The sequence below is a fragment of the Pseudomonas sp. BP11-1-1 genome, from assembly GCF_052112105.1.
In the GTDB taxonomy this organism is placed as follows: domain Bacteria; phylum Pseudomonadota; class Gammaproteobacteria; order Pseudomonadales; family Pseudomonadaceae; genus Aquipseudomonas; species Aquipseudomonas alvandae.
Genome location: NZ_JAUTYU010000012.1, coordinates 45,962 through 70,349, shown reverse-complemented (window position 1 = coordinate 70,349; position 24,388 = coordinate 45,962). Strand labels below are relative to the sequence as shown.

General features: G+C 60.6%; 22 protein-coding genes. 9 read left to right on the top strand and 13 right to left on the bottom strand.

Annotated elements, in window-relative coordinates; genetic code table 11:
• Window positions 1-13 precede the first annotated feature (13 nt).
• From Q7C33_RS21020 to Q7C33_RS20995, 6 genes are all read left to right on the top strand, one after another.
• Window positions 14-352, top strand: coding sequence for a DOPA 4,5-dioxygenase family protein (locus tag Q7C33_RS21020; protein ID WP_217860759.1), 339 nt, complete (start codon window positions 14-16; stop codon window positions 350-352).
• A 416-nt stretch (window positions 353-768) separates the two neighbouring features.
• Complete coding sequence (locus tag Q7C33_RS21015; RefSeq protein ID WP_030138973.1) at window positions 769-2,076, top strand: CitMHS family transporter; 1,308 nt, start codon at window positions 769-771, stop codon at window positions 2,074-2,076.
• 77 nt (window positions 2,077-2,153) lie between these two features.
• Window positions 2,154-2,921 carry a TerC family protein gene (locus Q7C33_RS21010; RefSeq protein WP_003177162.1) on the top strand — a complete coding sequence of 256 codons (768 nt, stop codon included), beginning with the start codon at window positions 2,154-2,156 and terminating at the stop codon, window positions 2,919-2,921.
• A 340-nt stretch (window positions 2,922-3,261) separates the two neighbouring features.
• Complete coding sequence (locus Q7C33_RS21005) at window positions 3,262-4,920, top strand: Na/Pi cotransporter family protein (RefSeq protein WP_030138975.1); 1,659 nt, start codon at window positions 3,262-3,264, stop codon at window positions 4,918-4,920.
• Window positions 4,921-5,089: 169 nt separating this feature from the next.
• A complete protein-coding gene (locus Q7C33_RS21000) occupies window positions 5,090-6,481 on the top strand; it encodes a M16 family metallopeptidase (RefSeq protein ID WP_407684088.1) in 1,392 nt (463 codons plus the stop codon).
• Window positions 6,482-6,700: 219 nt separating this feature from the next.
• Window positions 6,701-7,708, top strand: a complete 1,008-nt coding sequence (locus tag Q7C33_RS20995; protein ID WP_334598565.1) for a DUF5924 family protein — start codon at window positions 6,701-6,703, stop codon at window positions 7,706-7,708.
• A 173-nt stretch (window positions 7,709-7,881) separates the two neighbouring features.
• Here the strand turns inward: Q7C33_RS20995 and Q7C33_RS20990 are convergent, their stop codons facing one another.
• The 6 genes from Q7C33_RS20990 to Q7C33_RS20965 all read right to left on the bottom strand — a co-directional run bounded on the left by Q7C33_RS20990 (window position 7,882) and on the right by Q7C33_RS20965 (window position 12,388).
• Window positions 7,882-9,111, bottom strand: coding sequence for a nucleoside recognition domain-containing protein (locus Q7C33_RS20990; RefSeq protein WP_407684087.1), 1,230 nt, complete (start codon window positions 9,109-9,111; stop codon window positions 7,882-7,884).
• A 249-nt stretch (window positions 9,112-9,360) separates the two neighbouring features.
• Window positions 9,361-10,692 (bottom strand): glutamate/aspartate:proton symporter GltP, encoded by a 1,332-nt coding sequence (gltP, locus tag Q7C33_RS20985; protein WP_030138979.1) that lies wholly within the window; start codon window positions 10,690-10,692, stop codon window positions 9,361-9,363.
• Window positions 10,693-10,963: 271 nt separating this feature from the next.
• Window positions 10,964-11,179, bottom strand: a complete 216-nt coding sequence (locus tag Q7C33_RS20980) for a hypothetical protein (protein ID WP_030138980.1) — start codon at window positions 11,177-11,179, stop codon at window positions 10,964-10,966.
• 208 nt (window positions 11,180-11,387) lie between these two features.
• The gene (locus Q7C33_RS20975) at window positions 11,388-11,852 is read right to left on the bottom strand and encodes an inhibitor of vertebrate lysozyme family protein (protein ID WP_198796119.1); all 465 of its coding nucleotides are present in this window, start codon (window positions 11,850-11,852) and stop codon (window positions 11,388-11,390) included.
• A 2-nt stretch (window positions 11,853-11,854) separates the two neighbouring features.
• Window positions 11,855-12,019, bottom strand: a complete 165-nt coding sequence (locus tag Q7C33_RS20970; RefSeq protein ID WP_003177151.1) for a DUF1328 domain-containing protein — start codon at window positions 12,017-12,019, stop codon at window positions 11,855-11,857.
• Window positions 12,020-12,100: 81 nt separating this feature from the next.
• Complete coding sequence (locus tag Q7C33_RS20965) at window positions 12,101-12,388, bottom strand: hypothetical protein (protein WP_198796120.1); 288 nt, start codon at window positions 12,386-12,388, stop codon at window positions 12,101-12,103.
• Between the two features lie 436 nt (window positions 12,389-12,824).
• Between Q7C33_RS20965 and algB the strand changes: the two genes are divergently transcribed.
• Both algB and Q7C33_RS20955 read left to right on the top strand, forming a co-directional pair.
• A complete protein-coding gene (algB, locus tag Q7C33_RS20960; RefSeq protein WP_030138983.1) occupies window positions 12,825-14,171 on the top strand; it encodes a sigma-54-dependent response regulator transcription factor AlgB in 1,347 nt (448 codons plus the stop codon).
• 10 nt (window positions 14,172-14,181) lie between these two features.
• Window positions 14,182-15,972 carry a KinB sensor domain-containing domain gene (locus tag Q7C33_RS20955; RefSeq protein WP_030138984.1) on the top strand — a complete coding sequence of 597 codons (1,791 nt, stop codon included), beginning with the start codon at window positions 14,182-14,184 and terminating at the stop codon, window positions 15,970-15,972.
• Window positions 15,973-15,979: 7 nt separating this feature from the next.
• On the opposite strand, the gene Q7C33_RS20950 is transcribed toward Q7C33_RS20955, so the two are convergent.
• The 7 genes from Q7C33_RS20950 to Q7C33_RS20920 all read right to left on the bottom strand — a co-directional run bounded on the left by Q7C33_RS20950 (window position 15,980) and on the right by Q7C33_RS20920 (window position 23,270).
• Window positions 15,980-17,593, bottom strand: a complete 1,614-nt coding sequence (locus Q7C33_RS20950) for an EAL domain-containing protein (protein WP_030138985.1) — start codon at window positions 17,591-17,593, stop codon at window positions 15,980-15,982.
• A gap of 75 nt (window positions 17,594-17,668) precedes the next feature.
• Complete coding sequence (locus Q7C33_RS20945; protein WP_198796121.1) at window positions 17,669-18,448, bottom strand: N-acetylmuramoyl-L-alanine amidase; 780 nt, start codon at window positions 18,446-18,448, stop codon at window positions 17,669-17,671.
• A gap of 102 nt (window positions 18,449-18,550) precedes the next feature.
• Window positions 18,551-20,590, bottom strand: coding sequence for a GGDEF domain-containing protein (locus Q7C33_RS20940; RefSeq protein WP_407684086.1), 2,040 nt, complete (start codon window positions 20,588-20,590; stop codon window positions 18,551-18,553).
• On the bottom strand, window positions 20,587-21,465 hold the full coding sequence (locus Q7C33_RS20935; protein WP_181289039.1) for an endonuclease/exonuclease/phosphatase family protein: 879 nt from the start codon (window positions 21,463-21,465) through the stop codon (window positions 20,587-20,589). The genes Q7C33_RS20940 and Q7C33_RS20935 overlap by 4 nt, the downstream gene beginning before the upstream one ends.
• Window positions 21,466-21,479: 14 nt before the next feature.
• Entirely contained in the window at window positions 21,480-22,124 is a 645-nt protein-coding gene (locus tag Q7C33_RS20930; protein WP_217860749.1) for a thiol:disulfide interchange protein DsbA/DsbL, read from the bottom strand.
• A gap of 197 nt (window positions 22,125-22,321) precedes the next feature.
• Window positions 22,322-22,933 carry a c-type cytochrome gene (locus Q7C33_RS20925; RefSeq protein ID WP_407684085.1) on the bottom strand — a complete coding sequence of 204 codons (612 nt, stop codon included), beginning with the start codon at window positions 22,931-22,933 and terminating at the stop codon, window positions 22,322-22,324.
• Window positions 22,934-22,979: 46 nt separating this feature from the next.
• The gene (locus Q7C33_RS20920) at window positions 22,980-23,270 is read right to left on the bottom strand and encodes a c-type cytochrome (protein WP_030138991.1); all 291 of its coding nucleotides are present in this window, start codon (window positions 23,268-23,270) and stop codon (window positions 22,980-22,982) included.
• A 191-nt stretch (window positions 23,271-23,461) separates the two neighbouring features.
• Here Q7C33_RS20920 and yihA point away from each other — a divergent pair, with 191 nt between their 5' ends.
• Window positions 23,462-24,103 carry a ribosome biogenesis GTP-binding protein YihA/YsxC gene (yihA, locus tag Q7C33_RS20915; RefSeq protein WP_030138992.1) on the top strand — a complete coding sequence of 214 codons (642 nt, stop codon included), beginning with the start codon at window positions 23,462-23,464 and terminating at the stop codon, window positions 24,101-24,103.
• Window positions 24,104-24,388: the final 285 nt, after the last annotated feature.

The window sequence follows — 24,388 nt, the reverse complement described above, 5'->3', positions numbered from 1 at the left end:
CAAGGAGTGACAGATGCAACGGATCAAGGGCTATCACGCCCACGTCTATTTCGACGCCCACACACTCGACCAGGCGCGGGCATTGTGCGAGGAAGCCGCGCAACTGTTCCCGCTGGAAATGGGTCGGGTGCACCAACGGCCGGTCGGCCCACATCCGGACTGGAGTTGTCAACTGGCATTCGAACCGCAGTACATCGGCGTGGTCTTGCCGTGGCTGGCCCTCAATCGCAAGGGCCTGGTGGTTTTTCTGCATCCCGACACCGGGGATGACCTGGCGGACCACACCGACCATGCGATCTGGATGGGCGCGGTGCGGCCGTTGAAACTTTCAGCCTTCGAAGCAAAAACCTGACTGTTTTTGTGGCGAGGGGATTTATCCCCGCTGGACTGCGCAGCAGGCCCAAAAAGGCAGAACGCATTTTTCCTGAAAATAACGCGATGAGAACTTCAGGGGCCGCTTCGCGCCCCAACGGGGATAAATCCCCTCGCCACAAAGGAACTTCGTGCGTTTGGTCATACGCTCGGCTTGCGAAAGGCTGCTGAAAGCTTGCGCGATTAGGATCGCCTCACCTACCGGCAACAGACCGGTTGGCCAACAACGAGTTTCCAAACGCTCGTGCGGCCTTTTTAACAACAACAATGGTGATCCTGATGTCCGCTGCTACCTGTCCCGCTGCACCCACTCCATCCGTCCGTCCCGTGCTCTGCATCCTGCGCTGACCTGTCCGGTTCGCATTTCATAGCCGCGCCACGCCTGGAGTATTCCCCATGCTGACTTTCCTTGGCTTCGCCATGGTCATCACGTTCATGTTCCTGATCATGACCAAGCGCCTGTCCGCGCTGATCGCCCTGATCATCATCCCGATCCTGTTCGCCCTGTTCGGTGGTTTTGCGCCGAAGATCGGCCCGATGATGCTCGAAGGCATCACCAAGCTCGCCCCGACCGGGGTGATGCTGATGTTCGCCATTCTCTATTTCGCCCTGATGATCGACTCCGGCCTGTTCGACCCGGCCGTGCGCAAGATCCTCAAGCTGGTCAAGGGCGACCCGTTGAAAGTTTCGGTCGGTACCGCCGTCCTGGCGCTCGTCGTTTCCCTTGATGGTGACGGCGCGACCACTTATATGATCTGCGTGGCCGCCATGCTGCCGCTCTACAGCCGCATCGGCATGAGCCCACGGATCATGGCCGGCTTGATCATCCTCGCCGGCGGCGTGATGAACATGACCCCTTGGGGCGGGCCAACCGCCCGGGCGGCCAGTGCGCTGCATGTCGATCCGTCCGACATCTTCGTGCCGATGATTCCCGCCATGTTGGCCGGCGTCGTGGCGATCCTGGCGATTGCCTACATGTACGGCAAACGCGAGCGTGCCCGCCTGGGTGAGCTGCACTTGGCTGGCGATGAAATCGACCATAGCGAAATCAGTGTTTCCCAGTTCCCGGACGCCCGCCGTCCGAAGCTGATCTGGTTCAACGGCGCGCTGACCCTGGTGTTGATGTGCACCCTGATTGCCGGCCTGCTGCCGTTGCCCGTGCTGTTCATGGTGGCGTTCAGTATCGCGATGATCGTCAACTACCCGTGCCTGCAACAGCAGAAAGACCGCGTCGCGGCGCACGCCGGCAGCGTCCTGGCGGTGGTCGGGCTGATTTTCGCGGCGGGGATCTTCACGGGCATCCTGTCCGGCACCGGCATGGTCGATGCCATGTCCAAGAGCCTGCTGGCGGTCATCCCGGACTTCCTCGGTCCTTACCTGGCGGTCATCACCGCGCTGGTGAGCATGCCGTTCACGTTCTTCATGTCGAACGATGCATTTTATTACGGGGTGTTACCAGTTTTGGCCGAAGCGGCCAGCCACTACGGCATCACCGCGGTCGAAATGGCCCGTGCTTCGATCGTCGGCCAGCCCGTGCACCTGCTGAGCCCGCTGGTTCCGTCGACTTATCTGCTGGTGGCCCTGGCCGGTATCGAGTTCGGCGATCACCAGCGCTTCACCTTGAAGTGGGCAGTGCTGGTTTGCCTGTGCATAATGTTCGCCGCCTTGCTGATGGGGATTTTTCCGCTGTTCAGCACTCTATAAAAGCAATGCCCGCTGCGTCGCCCCTCTCGGGTAACCGGAGGCGCGGCGCGGCCTAACACTCGCTCAAAGGAACTCACATGGAATGGCTGACCAACCCGGAAATCTGGGTTGCCTTCTTTACCCTGACCGCCCTGGAAATCGTCCTGGGCATCGATAACATCATCATGATCTCGATCCTGGTCAGCCGCATGCCCAAGCACATGCAGGCGCGCACCCGGATTTTCGGCCTGGCCCTGGCCATGGTCACGCGGATCCTGTTGCTGCTGTCCATCACCTGGGTCATGCGCCTGACCGCCGATTTGTTCGAAGTGTTCGGCCAGGGCATCTCCGGTCGCGACCTGATCCTGTTCTTCGGTGGCCTGTTCCTGCTGTGGAAAAGCTCCCAGGAGATGTACCACGCGCTGGAAGGCGAAGATGAAAGCAGCGACGAACCTTCGGGCAAGGGCGGCAACTTCCTCTACACCATCATCCAGATCGCGATCATCGACATCGTGTTCTCCCTGGACTCGGTCATTACCGCGGTCGGCATGGTCTCCCATGTACCGGTCATGGTCGCGGCAATCATCGTCGCCGTGCTGGTGATGATGCTGGCCTCGGGCACGATCAGCGAATTCATCGACAAACACCCGTCGCTGAAAATGCTGGCGCTGTCGTTCCTGCTGGTGGTCGGTACCGTACTGATCGCCGAGTCGTTCGACGTGCACGTGCCAAAAGGCTACGTCTACTTCGCCATGGCGTTCTCCCTGGCGGTGGAAGCGATCAACATCAAGATGCGCACCGCCATTGCTCGCAAGCGCAAGCAGCAGGATCCGGTGAAACTGCGCAAGGATGTTCCGGGTCAGTAAAGGTGTAGGGCAATGAACGAAGGGGCTCTTGGGAGCCCCTTTTTCATGCCCATGGAAAACCGGCCGGATGCAATACCTGTGGGAGCGAGCTTGCTCGCGAAAGCGGTCTGCCTGAACCGGTGATGTTGGATGTGATGCCGCCTTCGCGAGCAAGCTCGCTCCCACAGGGATTCGGGGTGTTGTTCGAGGAATCCGTTTTTATGACAGTTTTGTTTCAAACGCTTCTTTAGCTGTGCAATGCTGGCGTCCGAACCATTCGGCAACTACAGCTTAAGTACAAGAAGTAAAACGATGTGGCACCGTCAATTTGTCCCTTTGGGACGCTAACAGGGGGCTCCTCATGCTGACCCTGCTGAATCTACTCTCCGCCGTGGCCCTGCTGATCTGGGGCACGCATATCGTCCGTACCGGCATCTTGCGGGTCTACGGCTCGAACCTGCGCCATGTCATTGGCCAGAACATGTCCCGCCGCTGGCTGGCGTTTATCGCGGGCATCATGGTGACCGCCATGGTCCAGAGCAGCAACGCCACGGCCATGCTCGTCACCTCCTTCGTCGGCCAAGGCCTGATGGCGCTGACCCCTGCCCTGGCGACCATGCTGGGCGCCGATGTCGGCACTGCGCTGATGGCGCGGGTGCTCACCCTCGACCTATCGTGGCTGTCGCCGCTGCTGATTTTTCTCGGGGTGATTTTCTTCCTGTCGCGCAAACAGACCCGCGTCGGGCAAATGGGCCGGGTCGGCATCGGGCTGGGCCTGATTATCCTGGCTCTGCAACTCATCGTTGAAGCCGCCGCGCCCATCACCCAGGCCCAAGGCGTGAAGGTGATCTTCGCCTCGCTGACCGGCGACGTCCTGCTCGATGCCTTGGTCGGTGCGCTGTTCGCGATGATCTCCTATTCCAGCCTGGCGGCCGTGTTGCTGACTGCGACACTGGCTGGCGCCGCGGTGATCAGTTTGCCGGTGGCCATCGGCCTGGTGATCGGCGCCAACATCGGCAGCGGCGTGCTGGCGTTTCTCAGCACCAGCATGCAGAACGCCGCCGGCCGCCAGGTGGCGCTGGGCAGCCTGTTGTACAAGCTGATCGGCCTGTTGCTGATCATTCCGGTGCTCGATCCGCTGGTGGGCTGGTTGGACAGCCTGGATTTCAGCCCCCAGGAAACCGTGATTGGTTTCCACCTGCTCTACAACACCGTGCGTTGCCTGGTGCTGTTGCCCAGCGTCGGGCCGATGGCCAGGCTTTGTGCCTGGTTGCTGCCGGAACGTCCGGAAACCAATGGCAAGGCCACGTCCCGACACCTGGACCCCACCGCCCTCGCTACCCCGAGCCTGGCACTGGCGAACGCCGCCCGGGAAACCTTGCGCATCGGCGACCTGATCGAAAACATGCTCGAAGCCATGCTCGGCGTGCTGCGGGGCGAGCAAACGGCGATCACCCAGCAAGTGCGCAGCATGAGCGACGACGTCGAAGCGCTGTGCAGCGCCATCAAGCTCTACATGGCGCAAATGCCCCGCGAAGACCTCAGCGAGCAGGACAGCCGTCGCTGGGCGGAAATCATCGAACTCGCCATCAACCTCAAGCTGGCCAGTGACCTGATCGAACGCATGTTGCGCAAGGTCCAGCAACAGAAAACCTCACAACGCCGCTCGTTTTCCGAAGTGGGGCTGGAAGAGTTGGCGGGGCTGCACAGCCACCTGATCGCCAACCTGCGGTTGGGGCTGTCGGTTTTCCTCAGCGCCGATCGGGAAAGCGCTCGCCAACTGCTGCGTGAGAAACGGCGTTTTCGCGCCCAGGAACGGCGGATGGCCCATGCCCACGTCAGCCGGCTGCAGCGCAAGATCGTGCAAAGCCTGGAGACCAGCTCCCTGCACCTGGAACTGATCGCCGACATGCGGCGCCTGAACTCGCTGTTCTGCGGCAGCGCCTACGTGGTGCTGGAAACCTCCGAGATTGGCGCACTGGCCGCCGATGAAATTTCCGATATTACCCATTCGCCGTGAACGACTGGCGTCCTGGTCAGTCATTAAAAAGGGTCCGGGTCTCCAGCCAACCACGAGCCAGACATCTCCCACTGTCCTGAACACAGCGTAAATCAAGGTGGGAGCGAGCCTGCTCGCGATGAAGCCAGTCCGGCCCCATGGATCTTCATAAGCCGCCAGGAAGCCCGCTATGCGTTGTCTGTTGCTCGCCTTGCTTTTGTTCGGTTCCTTGCCTGCGTTCGCCGTGGATCGATTCCAGGTTGAAGGCTACACGTTGCCCAACGGCATGCAGCTCGTACTCAAGCCCGGCACGGAACGCGGGCATGTGGCGATTCGGCTGGTGGTGGGCGTGGGCCTGGATGATTTCAATTGCGCCGACAAGGAGCTGCCGCACCTGCTCGAACATCTGCTGTTCAGCGGCGTTGACGACAGCGGCGAAGGCGGCCTGGAAGAACGCATGCAGGCGCTCGGCGGCGAGTGGAACGCTTTTACCAGCAACGCCGATACGACGTTTGTCATCGAGGCGCCGGCGAGCAATCAACGCAAGGTCCTCGACCTTTTGCTGGCGCTGTTGACCCGAACCCGCATCGATGAAAAGGCCCTGGCGGCGGCCAAGCGGGTGGTGGAACGCGAGGACGGCGGGCATTACACCCATCTGCAACGCTGGCTGGACCATCAAGACCTGGGCCACAAGGCCAGCAATCAACTGGCGGTGGAGCTGGGCTTGCGTTGCGAGGAACGGGCCGAGGTCGAACATCTGTCCCTCGCCCGAATCGAGCAGGTGCGCAAGGCCTGGTATGCGCCGAACAATATGACCTTGATCGTGGTCGGCGACCTCGATCGATTGCTGCCGGCGTATCTGGAACGCACCTTCGGCGAACTCGAGCCGGTCGAGCCCAGTGTCCACGAACCGCTGCCCCAGATCCGCTACAGCGCGGTCACCAAGCGCAATCTCATCCAAGGCCTGGTCGGCAATGGCGCCAAGCTCCATTGGCTATTCCCGGAACCGGTGTTGGAAGAGCAACACGACGAAACCTTCGACTTGCTCAAGGAATACCTGGATTGGGCGCTCTATCGCCAATTGCGCTTGGCCGACGGCCTGTCCTACGGCCCTTGGACGGAGCGCGAAGTGCTCGGCGGCGTGGGTTTCATGAGCCTGAACGCCGACCTGGCCCGCGAGGACCTGCCGCAGGCCGAACAGTCGTTGGAACAGCTGCGCAGCACGTTACTCAAGGACGGCCTGAATCCCGAGAGTTTCGTGCGGATAAAACGCGCCGCCATTGCCCACCAGTCCTGGGCCGTCCAAGGCAACAGCGCCCTGGCGGATTACTACTGGAGCGCCCTCGGGGACTACGAAGACGGCCGCTTCGCCAATCCCGCCGCGCGCCTGCAGGACGTCAGCCTGGAACAGGCCAACCAGGCCCTGCGCGAACTGCTCAAGGACCCGGGATATTTGCGCATCGAGAGGCCATTGCTCAGTGATGACCAGCTGGTCTGGGGACTGGGTGGGTTGCTGGGGTTGGTGTTACTCGGCGTGGTGATGTGGCAGGTACGACGCATGGCTCGACCGCACGAGGAATAATTTTGTGGCGAGGGGATTTATCCCCGTTCGACTGCGAAGCAGTCGCAATCAAGGACGGCTCGGTTTTACTCAAGGGTTTGTAGGGTTGCTTCGCAACCCACCGGGGATAAATCCCCTCGCCACAGATAAATCTCACTCACCACAAGAGTGCTCGTCACATCGATGCCCTGGCGATACTCTGTCAGGGATATTTCCTACGACTTACTGTGAAACCGCCGAATGCCGAACCTGACTCATTTAATCCAGCGCATCCTCGAACTGATGAAGCGCTATCCAGGGGTCATCGCGCTCGGCGGTTTTGTTTCCGGGGTCGGCAGTTTCATGCTGGTGGACCGCCAGCAGAGCCTGGCGACCTGGATCACCATCATCATGTTGGTGAGCTGGCTCTGGCTGATGCTGGAAAACACCCTGACGCGGTTGTTCACCAAGGTCTTCAAACGAGAAATACCCCAGCCGCTGTTGCGCTACGCCACGCAGATGATCCACCAGGAAAGCCTGTTTTTCGTTCTGCCGTTTTTCTTCATCACGACCACTTGGAACAGCAGCCAGCTGATCTTTACCGGCCTGCTGACGATCGCGGCGCTGATCTCGATCATCGACCCGCTGTATTACAAATGGCTGGCCCCTAGGCGCTGGGCGTTCCTGGCGTTGCACACGCTGACGCTGTTTGCCGCCCTGCTCACCGCGCTGCCGGTGATCGTGCACCTGACCACCGACCAGAGCTTCAAGCTGGCGCTGGGCATCGCCATGCTGTTGTCGTTCCCGAGCCTGGCCTCGATCTTTCCGATCCGTACCGTGCGCAACGCGTTGGCCATCCTGTGCATTACCTTGGGGATTGGCGCCGCCGGCTGGGTGCTGCGCTCCTGGGTGCCACCGGCGACGCTATGGATGACCGAAGTGGCGATCAGCACCCAAGTGGAAGATCGCACACCGGGCGCGAGCCTCAAGCAAGTCAGCGCGGCGCAGATCCGCAGCAATGGCCTGTATGCCTACACCGCCATCAATGCCCCGCGAGGGCTCGACGAGCGCATTTACCACGTCTGGAAATTCAACGGCAAAGAAGTGGACCGCATCGCCTTGGACATCCATGGCGGACGCAAGGAAGGCTATCGGGCGTGGACCCACAAGCAGAATTTCCCGGAAAACCCGACGGGCAAGTGGCAGGTGCGTGTGCTGACGGAAAATGGCCAGATGATTGGCGTGCTGCGTTTCGAAGTGACGAACTGAAGGTCCTTCGGACCTTATCGCGAGCAAGCTCGCTCCCACAGGGGATCTGCGGCGTTCATGGCCTCAGGGGAAGACACTTGACCTGTGGGAGCCGAGCTTGCTCGCGATGACGGCGGCACATCCAACAGATGTGTCAACCGATCATCGTTATCGTGAGCAACTCACTCCGCCGGTCAGCCAAAGAACCAGTAGCAAACCCCGATAGCCGCCACCACCCCGGCCAATTCAGCCAGCAGCGCGCAACCCACCGCATGGCGCGCGCGCTGGATCCCCACGGCGCCGAAATAGACCGCCAGCACGTAGAAGGTGGTTTCGGTGCTGCCCTGGATGGTCGCGGCCACCAGGGACGGGAAGCTGTCCACCCCGGACGTCTTCATGGTTTCGATCAGCATCGCCCGGGCGGCGCTGCCGGAGAACGGCTTGACCATGGCCGTCGGCAGCGCGTCGACAAAACGCGTGTCCAGGCCAGCCCATTGCACCAGGTGGCGAATCCCGTCGAGGCCGAAATCCAGCGCTCCCGAGGCCCGCAACACCCCCACCGCACAAAGCATCGCCACCAGGTAGGGCAACAGGCTCTTGGCAACGTCGAAGCCTTCCTTCGCGCCTTCGACGAACGTTTCGTACACCTTGACCTTGCGCAGCGTGCCCACCACCAGGAAGAGGATGATCAAGCCGAACAGCGTCAGGTTGCCCAGGATCGACGACAGCCCCGCCAGCGCAGTGGCCGAGAGCGTCGCCAACAGCGCCATGAAGCCGCCCAGCGCCAGCGCACCCGGAATCAGATAGGCCAGCACCACCGGATCCCACAGGCGCAGACGTTGCACGAACGCCACGGACAGCAGCCCCATCAAGGTCGAAGCGCTGGTGGCGAGCAGGATCGGCAGGAACACCAGGGTCGGGTCCGGCGCGCCTTGCTGGGCGCGATACATGAAGATCGTGACCGGCAGCAGGGTCAACGACGACGCGTTCAGCACCAGGAACAGGATCTGCGCGTTGCTGGCGATGGTCGGACTGGGATTGAGGTCTTGCAGGGCGCGCATGGCCTTGAGGCCGATGGGCGTGGCGGCGTTGTCCAGCCCAAGGCCGTTGGCCGCGAAGTTCAGGGTGATCAGGCCGATCGCCGGGTGGCCGGCAGGCACTTCCGGCATCAAGCGCAGGAACAGCGGGCCGAGGGCCTTGGCCAGCCAGTCGACGATGCCGGCTTTTTCAGCGATGCGCAGGAATCCCAGCCACAGGGTCAAGGTACCGAACAGCAGGACCATGACTTCGACCGACAGCTTGGCCATGGCAAAGATGCTTTCCACCATGGCGACGAAGATCCCGGCGTTGCCGCCGATCAACCACTGCGCCAGCGCCGACACGGCTGCCACGATAAAGAAGCCAAGCCACAGGCCATTGAGCATCGGTTAATCCCCCGGAAGATGCCGCGAATGATAGCGGGGCTGGCAGAAACGACAAACCCCGGATTTCTCCGGGGTTTGGTTGGCACTGCATAGATGATCAATGGAGCCCTGTGGGAGCGAGCTTGCTCGCGATGGCTGCGTATCAGTCAACAACAATGGTGACGGATGCGACGCAATCGCGAGCAAGCTCGCTCCCACAATGACCGGGTGTTCAGGTACTTTTTTGCTGACCCGAACGCCCTTAAGGAATCAGCGGCTGGAAGTTTCTCCCGCCGGCAGCGGCTCCTTGCTGCGCCAGTGCGGCAGGGAATTCCAGTAGCGCTGGCCCTTGGCATCGTCGTACATGCCTTCCCAGCGGGAAATGACCAGCACGGCCAGGGCGTTACCGATCACGTTCAGCGCCGTACGGGCCATGTCCATGATGCGGTCGACACCGGCAATGAACGCCAGGCCTTCCAGCGGAATGCCAACGCTGCCCAAGGTGGCCAGCAGCACTACGAACGATACGCCCGGCACACCCGCAATGCCCTTGGACGTGACCATCAAGGTCAATACCAGCATCAATTGCTGACCGATGGACAGGTCGATGCCATACAGCTGGGCAATGAAGATCGCCGCGATGCTCTGGTACAGGGTCGAACCGTCGAGGTTGAACGAATAACCGGTGGGCACCACGAAGCTGCAAATGGCTTTCGGCGCACCGTAGGCTTCCATCTTCTCGATCACCCGTGGCAACACGGTTTCGGAACTGGCGGTGGAGTAGGCCAGCACCAGCTCATCCTTGAAGATGCGCATCAGCTTGATCACCGAGAAGCCGAACAGGCGAGCGATCAGGCCCAGCACCACGAAGGCGAAGAAGGCAATGGCGAAATAAACCAGGATGACCAGTTTCGCCAGCGGCAGCAGGGAAGCGAAACCGAAGTTGGCGACGGTCACCGCGATCAGGGCGAACACGCCGATCGGCGCGTAGCTCATGATCATGTGGGTAACCTTGAACATGCTCTCCGACACGCCCTGGAACATCTTGACCAGCGGATCACGCAGGTCCGATTGCAGGCTGGACAAGCCGAGACCGAACAGGACGGAGAAGAAAATGATCGGCAACATCTCGCCGCGAGCGACGGCGGCGAAGATGTTCGACGGGATCAGGTTGAGGATCGTCTGCACGAACGCATGCTCATGCTGGACCTCGGCGGCCGTGGCCTGGTACTTGGAAATATCCACCGTACCCAGCGTACTCATGTCGATGCCATTGCCCGGCTGGAAGAAGTTCGCGAGCAACAGGCCGACGACGATGGCGATGGTCGTGACGATTTCAAAGTAGATGATGGTCTTGAAGCCGATCCGCCCGAGTTTCTTGGCGTCGCCGACCCCGGCGATGCCGACGATCAGCGAAGAGATCACGATAGGGATCACGATCATCTTGATCAGACGGATAAAGATATCGCCAGCCGGTTGCAGCACGTTGCTGATCCACCAGGCCTTCTCGGCACTGAAGTGGTTGAGCAGCGCACCGATTGCAATCCCGAGCACCAGACCGATGAGGATCTGCCAGGCGAGGCTTAGTCTTGCCTTCTTCATATCATTACCCTTACTTCAGTTGGACTCGGGCAGCAGCGTCAACGGACGGCCAGGATGGCGATGCGAAGTCGTGCTGCTGCCCCCGTATAACGTCACCCGAGCACCCACGACGGCTCACTGGCAGGCGAAAAAAGGCGCAACTATTGCCACGCGAGGGGGGATCGTCTAATGCCGTAACCGCCTACCCCATGCCGAATCGGCATGAGATTTCCCAGGTGAAACGTGCGCCCCAATCGGTTCGAAAGCGCCACTTCAGCAGGCATAAACGCCGTCAGCCGGCCATTTCAGCGTGGCCGTGCGTTGCTCTGATTGCTGGAGCGTCGATGAAAGGATCGAGCGTTGGAGTCCACTCGGGAAGAGAAATGGCGGGCGCATTCTCCGATATACGGTCAGCGTTGGAACAGTGACATTCGTCCATCAGGACAATATGCCGCAGCGCCTGGCGGGTTCTGTCAGGAAAGACAGCCAGCCGCTCTAACGTGAGCATCAAGCTCTCCGCAAGTTCGCCAAGCCATCGAGACTTCGCGAACTTGCGTCGCAGCTTTTACCTGACCCGGCCCTTTCGCAGGCACCCCTTGTGCCCGTAGGTCACTCCGACCCTTTTTGGTCAGAGCGTCCCAGCCCCCTGGTCATGCTTCGGCCCTCCTCGGGCCTCGCAGAGAGAAAAGCAGGGCTGCCTTTCCCGTTCTCAAGTCTCAGTACCAATTCGGATCTTTTTTCAGCTGTTCCATTAACAGTTCTTGCATACCTTCGTCGGGATTACCGAGGAAGCGATAGTCCGCATGACGGGTTGGCGACTTGTCTGCCGGCAGCCCCGCGGGCACTTCGACCAACAAGGCATAGGCCTCGTCTTTGTCGAAACTGAACGCCACGAACAGGCGTTTGCTCCGGCAAGTTGCCTGGGTTTCGCACAGCGGTCCTACCAGATACTTGTCGCCATCCTCTTCGACGGCATTCATCTGTTCGGCATCGCCCGTCAGGTTCATCACCCATTCGGGCAGACGCTCTTCCTTTTTGACCACTTGCTGCCAGGTCTGGCGGTACTGCGGGTCGGCCTCAAGCAGTTGATTGACCCGCATCTGTCCGTCATTGGCAGCCAATGCCATGGCACTGCCGCCCAACAGCAGGGCGGCGGCCAGTCCTTTTAATGACGCGTTCATGGTCAGCCTCGGCCGCGACGACCAAAAAAGAACGAGGCGATGAACATCACCAGGAACACGACAAAGAGAATCTTGGCGATGCCCGTGGCGGTGCCTGCGATACCACCGAAGCCCAATACCGCGGCGATGATGGCAATGATCAGGAAGGTAATTGCCCAGCTCAACATGATGATTCTCCTTACGCTTTTCTACTTAGTTGGGGTGTAGCGGTGTTGGTTCCGGCTCGACGGACGACCGGTCCATCGGGTTTAGAACACCCAGCGCTCCTCACGAGGCATGTCGGTAAGGGGCTGCGTTTGGTCGACCTCCATCATTCGCATCGAGGCGGACGCCTCGGCGACGCTGCTGACCGCACTGAAATGCGTTTGGGGAGCTCGTTGAATCGACACCAGCGGCGCTTCCGGCTGTTGGCTTCCATGCCACAACATCAGTTGTTGGCCCGCCACAAGCGTGATCAGCAGTGCGACGACAGCCCACAGCCCTTGTTGGATGGACAGGGCAGTGATGCGAAATTGGGCGGCACGTTGACGATTCATCCTGGAATTCCTCCCCACCCTTGCGGTGATCTGGTTGAGGCGCTTTAACGCCATGTTGATCTGGATATTGCAGTCCGCATGCCAGAATTATAACCAGCTAAAAACCGTTCAAAATCAAATAGTTACCATGTGAAGCCAAAGCATGCGGGGCGCATCCTGCACGATGGGCCCGAGCGGAGTCGTGCGTAATGCACGAATCGGAGAAAGCGAAGCGCAAGATTCTTTTTTTGAATTGAAGGTGGGAAACGGCTGTCGGAATGAGCGAACCGAACCGAAGGCTACAGGCGGGGCGAAAAAAAAGATGAAAATCAGGCTTTTAGACGCCAGAGGTCCACAGAAGCCTGTTCGGTGAGTAATATTCGACCAGAATGAACCATGCAACTTGCCCGATTTTTCTGACACTAATCATCATCATTCATTAAGGAGCGTAGGAAAAATGGAATCCGCCACTGAGCATCAAGGCCGCATTCTGCTGGTGGACGATGAGTCCGCCATCCTGCGTACCTTCCGTTATTGCCTTGAAGACGAAGGCTATTCCGTCGCCACCGCCAACAGCGCCGCCCAGGCCGAAGCGCTGCTGCAACGCCAGGTGTTCGACCTGTGCTTTCTCGACCTGCGACTGGGCGAGGACAATGGTCTCGATGTGCTGGCGCAGATGCGGATCCAGGCGCCGTGGATGCGGGTCGTGATCGTCACCGCCCATTCCGCCGTGGACACCGCTGTCGATGCGATCCAGGCCGGGGCCGCCGACTATCTGGTCAAGCCTTGCAGCCCGGATCAACTGCGCCTGGCGACGGCCAAGCAATTGGAGGTACGTCAGTTATCCGCCAGGCTCGAAGCCTTGGAAGGCGAGATCCGCAAGCCGAAGGACGGCCTCGACTCCCACAGTCCGGCCATGAAAGTCGTGCTTGAAACTGCCCGCCAGGTCGCCAGCACCGATGCCAACATTCTTATCCTGGGGGAATCCGGCACCGGTAAGGGTGAGCTGGCGCGGGCCATCCATGGCTGGAGCAAGCGCGCGAAGAAATCCTGCGTCACCATCAACTGCCCGTCGTTGACCACCGAGTTGATGGAGAGCGAGTTGTTCGGCCACAGCCGTGGCGCATTCACCGGGGCCAGCGAGAGCACACTGGGGCGGGTCAACCAAGCCGATGGCGGGACGCTGTTCCTTGACGAGATCGGCGACTTTCCCCTCGCGTTGCAACCTAAGTTGCTGCGTTTTATTCAAGACAAGGAATACGAGCGGGTAGGCGACCCCGTCACCCGTCGCGCCGACGTACGGATCCTCGCAGCGACCAATCTCAATCTCGAAGACATGGTGCGCGATGGACGTTTCCGCGAAGACCTGCTGTATCGCCTGAACGTCATTACCTTGCACCTGCCGCCATTGCGCGAGCGGGCCGAGGACATCCTGACCCTCGCTGATCGCTTCCTGGCGCGCTTCGTCAAGGAATACGCCCGCCCAGCCCGGGGCTTCAGCGACGAAGCGCGCGAGGCACTGCTGGGTTATCGCTGGCCGGGCAACATTCGCGAACTGCGCAACGTGGTCGAGCGGGCCAGCATCATTTGTCCGCAGGAAAAAGTCGAAATCAGCCACTTGGGCATGGCCGAGCAACCGGTCAACAACGCCCCGCGAATCGGCGCCGCGCTGAGTCTCGACGAACTGGAGAAGGCCCACATAGGCGCGGTGTTGGCCACCGCCGATACCCTCGACCAAGCGGCAAAGACCCTGGGCATCGATGCGTCTACGCTGTACCGCAAACGCAAGCAATACAACCTGTGAGCGCCACCTTATGAAACTGGCGATGAAGCTGCGCACACGGCTGTTCCTCAGTATCTCGGCACTGATTACCGTGGCGCTGCTGGGGCTTTTGCTGGGCCTTGTCAGCGTCATGCAGATGGCCAATACCCAGGAAAAGTCCGTGCGCGACAACTTTATCCTGCTCGACCTGGGTCTCAAGTTGCGCCAGACGCTGGGCGATCAGTTGATGATCATGCTCGATGAAAAACCCGATCTGGCGGCGCTGGAAGAATCCAAGCGCCAATATTTCGAGTTGTTGGATGAGGGCATTGCCCATGAGCGAGAACAGGACGATTCAGCCGCCCGCTTCAGCCACGCCAAAGCCGATTACATCAGTTTTATCCAGGCTTTCGACGCGTCTCTCCAACAATCGACGCCACTGAGCAGCAATCAGGACCTCACAGAGAAGTTCAACGTGCTGCGCGGCGGCTTGATCGATGGCTATCGACACGCACTGAACAAAATCAGCGATACACAGGACCGCGCCCGTGAACGGGCTCTCCTGATTTCCAGCTTGCTGGGCCTGGTGGGCCTGGCGGTACTGATCATCGGGTTCGTGACCGCGCACGGCATAGCCAGGCGTTTCGGCGCGCCGATCGAGGCCCTGGCGGCCGCGGCGGACGATATCGGGCAGGGCAAGTTCGAGGTGACGCTGCCCATCTCCTCAGCGGCGGAACTGAACCTGCTGACGCGGCGTTTCGGCATCATGGCCCAGGCGTTGCGCGAACATCAGGCCACCAATGTCGATGAACTGCTCGCCGGCCAGCAACGCCTGCAAGCGGTGCTCGACAGCATTGATGACGGCCTGCTGATGATCGACCGCCAGGGCCGGCTGGAGCACCTCAATCCGGTGGCCCAACGGCAACTCGGCTGGGACCAGGAACGCCTGGGCCAAGGATTGGGCGAGGCGCTTGGACGTATCGAGCTGGATGACGAGCTGCAAGTGGTCCTGCGCGGTGGTTCACAAGAGCGTGCGCCAGACGACCTGAGCATCGAGGTGGATGGCGAATCCCGCGTGCTGACTTACAGCCTGACGCCGGTCATCCATACCCAGGGCCAGATTCTCGGGGCTGTGATGGTATTGCACGACGTCACCGAACAGCGCGCCTTCGAGCGGGTACGCAGCGAATTCGTATTGCGGGCGTCTCATGAGCTGCGCACCCCCGTGACCGGCATGCACATGGCATTCGGGCTGCTGCAGGAGCGCGTGCATTTCCCCGAGGACTCTCGCGAGGCGGACCTGCTCAATACGGTCAATGAAGAAATGCAGCGGCTGATGCAGCTCATCAACGACCTGCTCAACTTTTCCCGCTATCAGAACGGCTTGCAGAAACTCACCCTGGCGCCTTGCTCCATCGAGCAAATGCTGGACGCGGCCCGGCTGCGGTTTGCCGAGCAGGCCGAAGCGAAGGGCGTCGAGCTGTTGGTGGAGATCCAGGGACCGTTGCCGCGCCTGCATGCCGACGCCGCGCAGTTGGACCGGGTCTTGGACAACTTGATCGACAATGCGATGCGTCATACCAACGATGACGGCCAGATCCGTTTGCAGGCCCGACGCCACGGCGAACGGGTGATTATCAGCGTTGAAGACAACGGCGAGGGTATCGCCTACGGCCAGCAGGGCCGGATCTTCGAACCCTTCGTCCAGGTCGGACGCAAAAAGGGCGGCGCGGGGCTCGGCCTGGCGCTGTGCAAGGAGATCGTCCAGCTGCATGGTGGACGCATGGGCGTGTATTCCAGGCCAGGGCAGGGCACCCAGTTTTATATGGCCCTGACGGTCTGAAACCGCCTCAAGCTTCGTCGTCCAGGCGTCGTCCGAGCAAGCGCCGACCGCGGGTGATCAACTCTATGAGCTGCACCGCACTGAGCGCGTGGGCGAACAGCCAACCCTGACCGAACTTAACGCCTTCGCTGCTCAGGTATGACGCCTGGGCCTCATGTTCGATGCCTTCGGCAATCACCTTTAGCTGTAACGCATGAGCCATGCGGATAATGTGCGGCGCCACGCCACTGCTGGCTGCATCATGGCCCAAGGCGTCGATGAAGGCCTTGTCGATCTTCAGGCAATCCACCGGCAGCGTCTGCAGGTAAGCCAGGCTGCAATAACCGGTGCCAAAATCGTCGATCAGGACCTGATGCCCCAGGTCGCGCAGCGATTGCAGGTTATCCCGGGCCACCAGCACATCAACCAACCCACGCTCGGTAACTTCGAACGCAATCTGGCGCGCCGACACTCGATGCCGCGCCAGCAGGCGGGTAATCACTTCCCCAATGCGCGGGACCATCACATCGCAGGCCGCGAGGTTCACCGAGATGTACAGGTGTGGGTTGGCGCGCAACAACTGGCCCAACTGGTCGAACAGCCGCTGCAGGACGAAGTCGGTAATCTGGCGAATCTGCCCGGTGTTCTCCGCCATGGGAATGAACAGGTCCGGGCTGGTCAGCGTACCGTCTGGTCGTCGCCAACGCAGCAACGCTTCGGCGCCGACACAGTTGCGGCTGCGCAGATCGAAAATCGGCTGATAGAGCACCTGTAGCTCGCCGCGCCGGATGGCCCCGTGCAGCTCGGCGTCCATGGATTGGCGCTGACGCGCCAGCAAAAACACTTGGAAGCCGATGCCAAGGCCCAGCATCAAGCTGATCGGCAGCATCCACCAGGCGTTGGCGGGAATGCGAAGGCCGTTGCGCGGCGCAATCAGCACCAGTTGATATTCCGGGTTGTCGGTCGGCATCCGATAGATCAGCCGGGTCTGGGTCACTTGCAAGGCGTCCCGGCTTTTTGGCGGCCACGGCTCCGCCGGCGGCCAGCGTTGCTCGGTGCCGAGGACTGGAATGGCCCGCTCGCCCTCGTCCAGGACCACAAGGAGGCTGCTGCCTGGGGGCAGATCGACGACATCGGTCAGGTGACCGCGAGACGTAGCGACCCGGAAATTGCCGCGCCCCAACATCAGGGCGGCACGATTTTCGTCGGGCTCCGTGGTGGTGTTGAGCCAGTAACTGTAGGCCGGGCCTCGCAAGTCGGGTGGGCGGGCCAACGATAAGCCGCTCTGGCGCGGGCGATTGGAACATACGCCGTGACTATCGATGTAAGCGGCTTCATAGACAAAACGGTAATTGAAGCTCACCTGTTGCAGCGTCGCGATCATGTCGTCATCACAGCCGCGCAGAGGTTGGGCCTGAAGATCATCGAGGCTTTCGCGCAGTTGGCCGAAAAGCTGTTCCAGGCGCTGCAGGAAACGCTCGCCCTGGGCATTCATCTGGTCGCTTTCGCGCTGCTGGATCTGTTGCATCACCACGAACAGGCTTCCCGCGAGCAACAGCACGGTACTCAGGGCAGCCGCGACCATCGCCAGGAAAACAGGGCGATGGAGCCAGCTTTGCAGGGTTTCTCGGGCAGCCGTCATCGTTGGTAATCCGAAAGTTACCAATGAGTTATAGCTTCTGTTTTGGAATTGGCCCGCGCAGTCGGACGGGCGTCATTATTTTGTCTGGTTGAGGACCGTCAGGATCGCCGCACTTTGGGCGTCTGGCGCGCCATCGAACCGGGCCGGTCGATAGTGCATCTGGAACGCGGCCAGGACCTGATGAGTGGTGACGTCCCATTCGCCGGTGCGCGGCGTGGGGTAGCCAAGGCGCGCCAGCTCGGCCTGGAACCAACTGGCGCTGGGAAGCTGATCCACATAGGCGGCCTGCTGGCGAGCGACTGCCCGTTCGTCTGGCCAAACCCCCAAGCCGGCCTCGGCCAGGCGTTTCCAGGGAAACAACGGCCCGGGGTCCAGTTTGCGCATGGGCGCGATATCGCTGTGACCGATGATGTTCACCGGATTGATCGCGTTACGCCGGGTGATGTCCTTGAGCAGGACGATCAGGGATTGGACTTGAGCTTCGCTGTAGGGATACCAGAGACGTCCGGTGGGCGTATCGATATAGCCCGGGTTGACGATTTCGATACCGATCGAGCTGGAGTTGAGCCAGGTCCGGCCTTGCCATTCACTTTCGCCGGCATGCCAGGCACGTCGGCTTTCGTCCACCAGCTTGTAGATGGTTGCGTTCTTGTCATCGCCGATCAAGTAATGGGCACTGACTTCGCCATGGGTCAGCAGGGACAGGGAGCGTTCCAGGGACGCCGAGGTGTAATGCACGACAACGAACTGGATTCGACTGTCGTGGTTGACCGAGGGATGGCTGGTGTCGAGTCGGGGACCGCTCGCGCAACCGGCCAGGAGAAGCAACGAAGCAAGAAGCGGGGCAAATTTCATGGCGATAGGGTGTATGCAGAAAAATAATGCAACAGTGTAACGTATCGCCCAGCAATGATCCGATTGGACCGCGACATTAAATAATTTGGAACAATTGAAGCCTCAGCCTAGCTCCACGCGATTACGTCCTGCATTTTTAGCCCGATATAGCGCCTGATCGGCTCTTTTAAGCACCAGATCGCTATGTTCTCCCGGTTTGAATGCCGTCATGCCCATGGACACCGTGACCGTGACCGGTTCGCCTTTGAAGTGAAACGGACAGGCTTCGATGGCCACGCGCAACGCCTCGGCCAGTTTTGCACCAGCGGCCAGGGGCGTATCGGGGACCAGCAGGACGAACTCCTCGCCGCCGAAGCGGGCAATGAAATCGCCACCGCGTATACGCTTGCGCAGCACCGAGGCGATGAGCTTCAGCACACGGTCGCCGGCCAAGTGGCCATAGTTGTCATTGATCCGCTTGAAATGATCCAGATCGAGCATAGCAATCAGCAAGCTGTTGCCATGCCGCTGCCATTGCTCGACTTCCCGTTCGAGACGTTCGCTCCAGGCGGCGCGGTTGGGCAAGCCGGTCAGCGGATCGACCAACGCCTTTTGCCGCTGCTCTTCCAGGTTCTCCCGAACGATCAGGGCGTCCTGCTCCATCAATGCAACGCGCTCGGCCAGGCTTTTCAGGCGAGCCGACACTTCCTGCTCGCGCAAATCCCGTTGTTTCTGGTGCTGATCCATCGTGCCGAGCAAACCTTCAAGGTGGTTTTCCAGCACGTGCTTGAGGCTCTCCAGGTCATCGGCCTGTTGCACGCTGTTTTGCAAGCCATCGACCTGCTCGCGGATCTGGGTGTCCATCTCCCTGGAGGCCGATGAATGGTCGGCATGGTCTTCGCTGGCCGCCCGCAGGGTGTTTTGAAACGACTCCAGCCGATCGTTCAGCCGCTGAAGATAAGCTTCGAATTCGTGCTGGCCGCTGTCGGTGATCGCCAGCATGAGCACAGCCAGGTCGTCGAGAACCGGCAGCAACTCGTACCAGTTCAAGCCGTTTTTCAGCCGTTCCCGCATGGCCTCGGCTTGAGGACGATGCCGCTCCGGCAATGTCAGGTCGCCCAGCAACCCCAGCAAGGTGTCTTCGATGTGGCGAGCGACCGAGCTGTAGGACGGCTCCGGGGAATCAGGCAGATTATAGGGAGACTCATCCGGATCGATCGCCGCGGGAAGCTCGGCAGGTTCTTCCGGAACCGCTGTAGCCTCGAGGATGGGCTGGGGCGGTTCCTCTGGCGTCAGCTCGTCGGGATTCTCGGCAGCGGGGGCCGGCTCGGTGGGTTCATCGGGGGTCGGCGCCGACTCGATGCTCGGCTGGGCAGGCGACACGACGGGTGCTGGTGCTGGTGCTGGTGCTGGTGCTGGTGCTGGTGCTGGTGCTGGTGCTGGTGCTGGACCAGGCTCGTCCACTGTTTCAATGGATGCCACCGGCTCGGGCGTCATGTCCGGTGCGTGGACTTGTTCCGCTTTGGATAGCGGCGGCGCCGGTGCCGCGGCTGCAGTATCAATGGCTTGGGGTTGGGAGGGCAGCGGGGCCGCTTCGGCTTCAGCCGTCAGGGCGGGCGCGGGTGTCGCTTCCGAGTGATCGTGGCCGCCAAACAGTCGTTGAAGCAGGCCGGGACGGCTCGGCTCCTCCGGCGTGTCCAGTGCCCTGATCGCCTGCCCTTGCAATTGGCTCAGTTCACTGAGCAACAGCGGGATTTCCCGCGCCTGGTCGGCCCGGGCCTCCAGTTGCTTGGAGAATTTCTTCAGGGGCCGGCTGACTTCCTTCGGCAGCGGCAGGCTCTGCAACTGGGCGACCAGGGCCGTCAGCGCCGCGCTCACCTGTTCCGCGCGGGTCTCGCGACGCTGTTCGGAATCAAGTACGGCTTTCTCCAGGCGTGGAAGCAAGGCGGCGAGGGCGGCGTCCATGTTGTCGGTACGCACCACTTCGCGCATTTCCTTCATGCACTGGTCCACGGCCCGATCGGTACCCTCGGCGGCGAGGGTGCTGCGCACCAGGCCACGACGCAACAAGTCGAGCCGAGCGTCCCAGCGGCGCTCGAGCTTTTCCTGTTGTTCGATGCTCTTGAGGTATTTTTCTCTCCAGCGTTCGGCGTCGTCGCTCATTCATCGGATCCGCGAGGGGCAGGACTCAGCGCGGGGAATGCATCAGCCGTGAGCGAACCCGGCAAACGTATTTCGACCGCGACGGGCAGGTGATCGGAAATGGGCTGGGCCAGCACCTCGACCCGTTCGAGGGTCAGGGTCGGGCTCAGCAGGATATGGTCCAGGCAGCGTTGAGGACGCCAGCTGGGGAATGTCGCTTCAAGTTGCGGAGCCAGCAGACCAAGGTCGCGCAGGGGGGAGGTCTGCAACAGGTCGGTGGCATGGGTGTTCATGTCGCCCATCAGCACCTGATGCTTGTAGCCGCCAATCAGCTCGCGAATGTACGCCAATTGCATCGTGCGGGTACGCGCCCCGAGTGCCAGGTGCATCATGACCACGATCAGCGCCTCCGGACCTTCGCCGAAACGCGCGAGGATCGCGCCGCGGCCCTTGGGGCCCGGCAGCGGATGGTCTTCGATCGCCCACGGTCGCAAGCGGCTCAACACGCCATTGCTGTGCTGGCCGAGACGTCCGAGGTTGCGATTGAGTTGTTGGTACCAATAGGGAAACGCGCCCAGTTGGGCAAGGTGCTCGACCTGGTTGACGTAGCCGGACCTCAGGCTTCCGCCGTCGGCCTCCTGCAAGGCCACCAGATCGAAATCCTTCAACAGGTCGCCGATCTTCTGCAGATTGCCGGCGCGTCCCGTATGGGGCAGCAAATGTTGCCAACCCCGGGTCAGGTAATGCCGGTAGCGTTCGGTGCTGATACCGACCTGGATATTGAAGCTGAGCAGCCGCAAACGACTGTCGGCAGGCAGGCCCGTGGACGCGACATGATGCTCATTGACCCGTGCTTCATGCAGGCCAACAACGCGTTCGGTGCTCCAGCGGGCCATGGCAGGCGCTACGCTTAGTTGGCAGCGGCCTTGGTCGCCGCCCGCTCTTTGGCGATCAGCTTGTCGGCCAGTTGCAGTGCTTCGTTCGCGCCGCCAGCGGAGCCGATGTCAAAGCGGTATTTGCCGTTGACGATCATGGTCGGTACGCCAGTGATTTCGTATTTCTTCGCCAGCTCACGAGCCTTTTTGATCTGCCCCTGGATAGCAAAGGAGTCAAACGTGGCCAGGAACTTGTCCTTGTCGACGCCCTGGGTCGCGAGGAACTCGGCCATGTCTTCTTTCTTGGTCAGCTTCTTGCCTTCTTTCTGGATCGCATTGAACACCGCTGCGTGAACCTGGTGCTCGACGCCCATGGCTTCGAGGGTCAGGAACATCTGGCCGTGGGCGTCCCATGGGCCGCCGAACATGGCCGGAATGCGCACGAAGTTCACGTCCGAAGGCAGTTTTTCAACCCATGGGTTGATGACCGGCTCGAACGCATAGCAATGCGGGCAACCGTACCAGAACAGTTCCACCACTTCGATCTTGCCAGGCACAGCCACCGGAACGGGGTTGGTCAACTCGACGTAAGGGGCCTTCGATTCCTCGGCGTTGGCTTGGGCAGCCATGCCGAACAGGCTGGCGGCGACGAGCGCGGCGCTGATGATCAGATTACGCATGCTTTACTCCTGGACAATGAGGTGGCCTCGCGAGACCTGTTTCTAAGACAGACCGTGGCGGGTTCAAGTTCGCTAGTGTAACGGCAGCGGCCACAAAAAAGGGCGGCCAAAGCCACCCTTTTGATGTTTGCATCGACAGATTAATCGAGTGTTAACGTTGCGGGGAATGCAAACCTCACAACGCCTGGCCAACGGTCTTAATGCAGACCCTGGATATAACTCGACACAGCGGCGATGTCTTCGTCGCTCAGCTTGCGCGCGATGGTGCGCATGGTCATCGCGTCGCCGTCGTTGGCACGACCACCTTCTTCCTTGCGGAAATCGGTCAATTGCTTGGTGACGTATTGCGCGTGCTGGCCGCCCAGGTGTGGGAAGCCTGCGGCGGCGTTGCCGCTGCCATTCGGCGAGTGGCAGCCGGTGCAGGCGGGCAGGCCCTTGTCCAGGTCGCCGCCGCGGAACAGCGCTTCACCGCGAGCCACGAGTTTTGGATCAGCGGCGCCGACGCTGCCCTTCTGGCTGGCGAAATAAGCGGCGATGTCCGACAGGTCCTGATCGCTCAGGTTGGTCAGCAGGCCGGTCATTTCCAGGACGACACGCTTGCCGCCCTTGATGTCATGCAATTGCTTGGTCAGATAACGCTCGCCCTGGCCCGCCAGTTTCGGAAAGTTGGGCGCCATGCTGTTGCCATCCGGGCCGTGGCAGGCCCCGCATACGGCCGCTTTTGCCTGGCCGGCGGCGGCATCGCCTGCGGCGTGGGCTACGCCGGACATCCCCAAGGTCAACAGCAGACTCACGATCAGTTTGTTCATCAGCTAATCCAACTACGGCTAAGGGTTAAAGAGTTATGGACCGGGTTTACTCGCTCATCCACTGGATGATGGCTTGGTAATCCTCGGCACTGCAGTCCATGCACAAACCACGCGGCGGCATCGCCTTGAAACCCTGGGTCACGTGTTGCACCAGCGTCCCCATACCTTTCGCCAACCTTGGCGTCCAAGCTTCCCGGTCACCCTTGCGGGGTGCCGTGGGCAGTTGGCCGGAATGACAAGCACCACAAACACGGTTGTACACAGCTTCCGGATCCTGTGTAGCCTGAGCGCTGTAAAGCGGCATCAAGACACCGGCAGCTAGCAGCCATTTCGTCATAAAACGACCTTTTCAGGGTTGAGAGCGAGCTGCGTTCTAGTGCGCAATTTCGGTCGGTCGCTCCCGTGAGCCTCATCCTACGCTGGGACAAAGCGCACACAAAATCTGCGGCATTATATACTGGCGTCACTGAAACGGAAACGACACAGCTTGCCGCGTCCATTCCCGACGCCGCCCACATCGGAAATCCCATGCAACTGAAGAACCCTATCCTCGGCCTGTGCCAACAGTCCACCTTCATGCTCAGCGCTGCCAAAGTCGATCAATGCCCTGACGACGAAGGCTTCGAAGTGGCTTTCGCCGGGCGCTCCAACGCCGGTAAGTCCAGCGCGCTGAACACCCTGACCCATGCGAGCCTGGCCCGTACGTCGAAAACCCCGGGCCGCACACAGCTCTTGAACTTCTTCAAGCTAGACGATGAACGCCGTTTGGTCGACCTGCCCGGCTACGGTTATGCCAAGGTGCCAATTCCGCTCAAGCAGCACTGGCAACGCCACCTGGAAGCCTACCTGGGCAGCCGAGAAAGCTTGAAGGGTTTGATTCTGATGATGGACATCCGCCATCCGATGACTGACTTCGACTTGCTGATGCTCGATTGGGCAGTCGCCAGCGGCATGCCGATGCACATTCTGCTGACCAAAGCCGACAAACTCACCTACGGCGCCGCGAAGAACACGCTGCTCAAGGTGCAGTCGGAGATTCGCAAGGGCTGGGGCGATACGATCACCATCCAGTTGTTCTCGGCCCCCAAGCGCATGGGGTTGGAAGAAGCCTACACGGTGCTGGCCGACTGGATGGAGCTGGCGGACAAGGGCAGCGACGCGGCTGAATAAGCCAAATCGCAGGCAAAAAAAACCCCGGACTTCGTATGGGGAGGGGGAAGTTCGGGGTCCAAGTTCCGGACCGCTAGGGCGGGGTCCAGATATCTGCCAACACTTAACACAACATAGGAGCATTGAAGGGCTTCACCAGCCATTCAGAATCTCTGAGTGGGATTTCACGGGTTTAGTTCAGATTTTTTTTGGAAATAACTGTAGGAATTTTCAGAGCTAATGCTCCCGTCGCTGCATTGCGGTGACTCCCTGTGGCGAGGGAGCTTGCTCCCGCTGGGCTGCGCA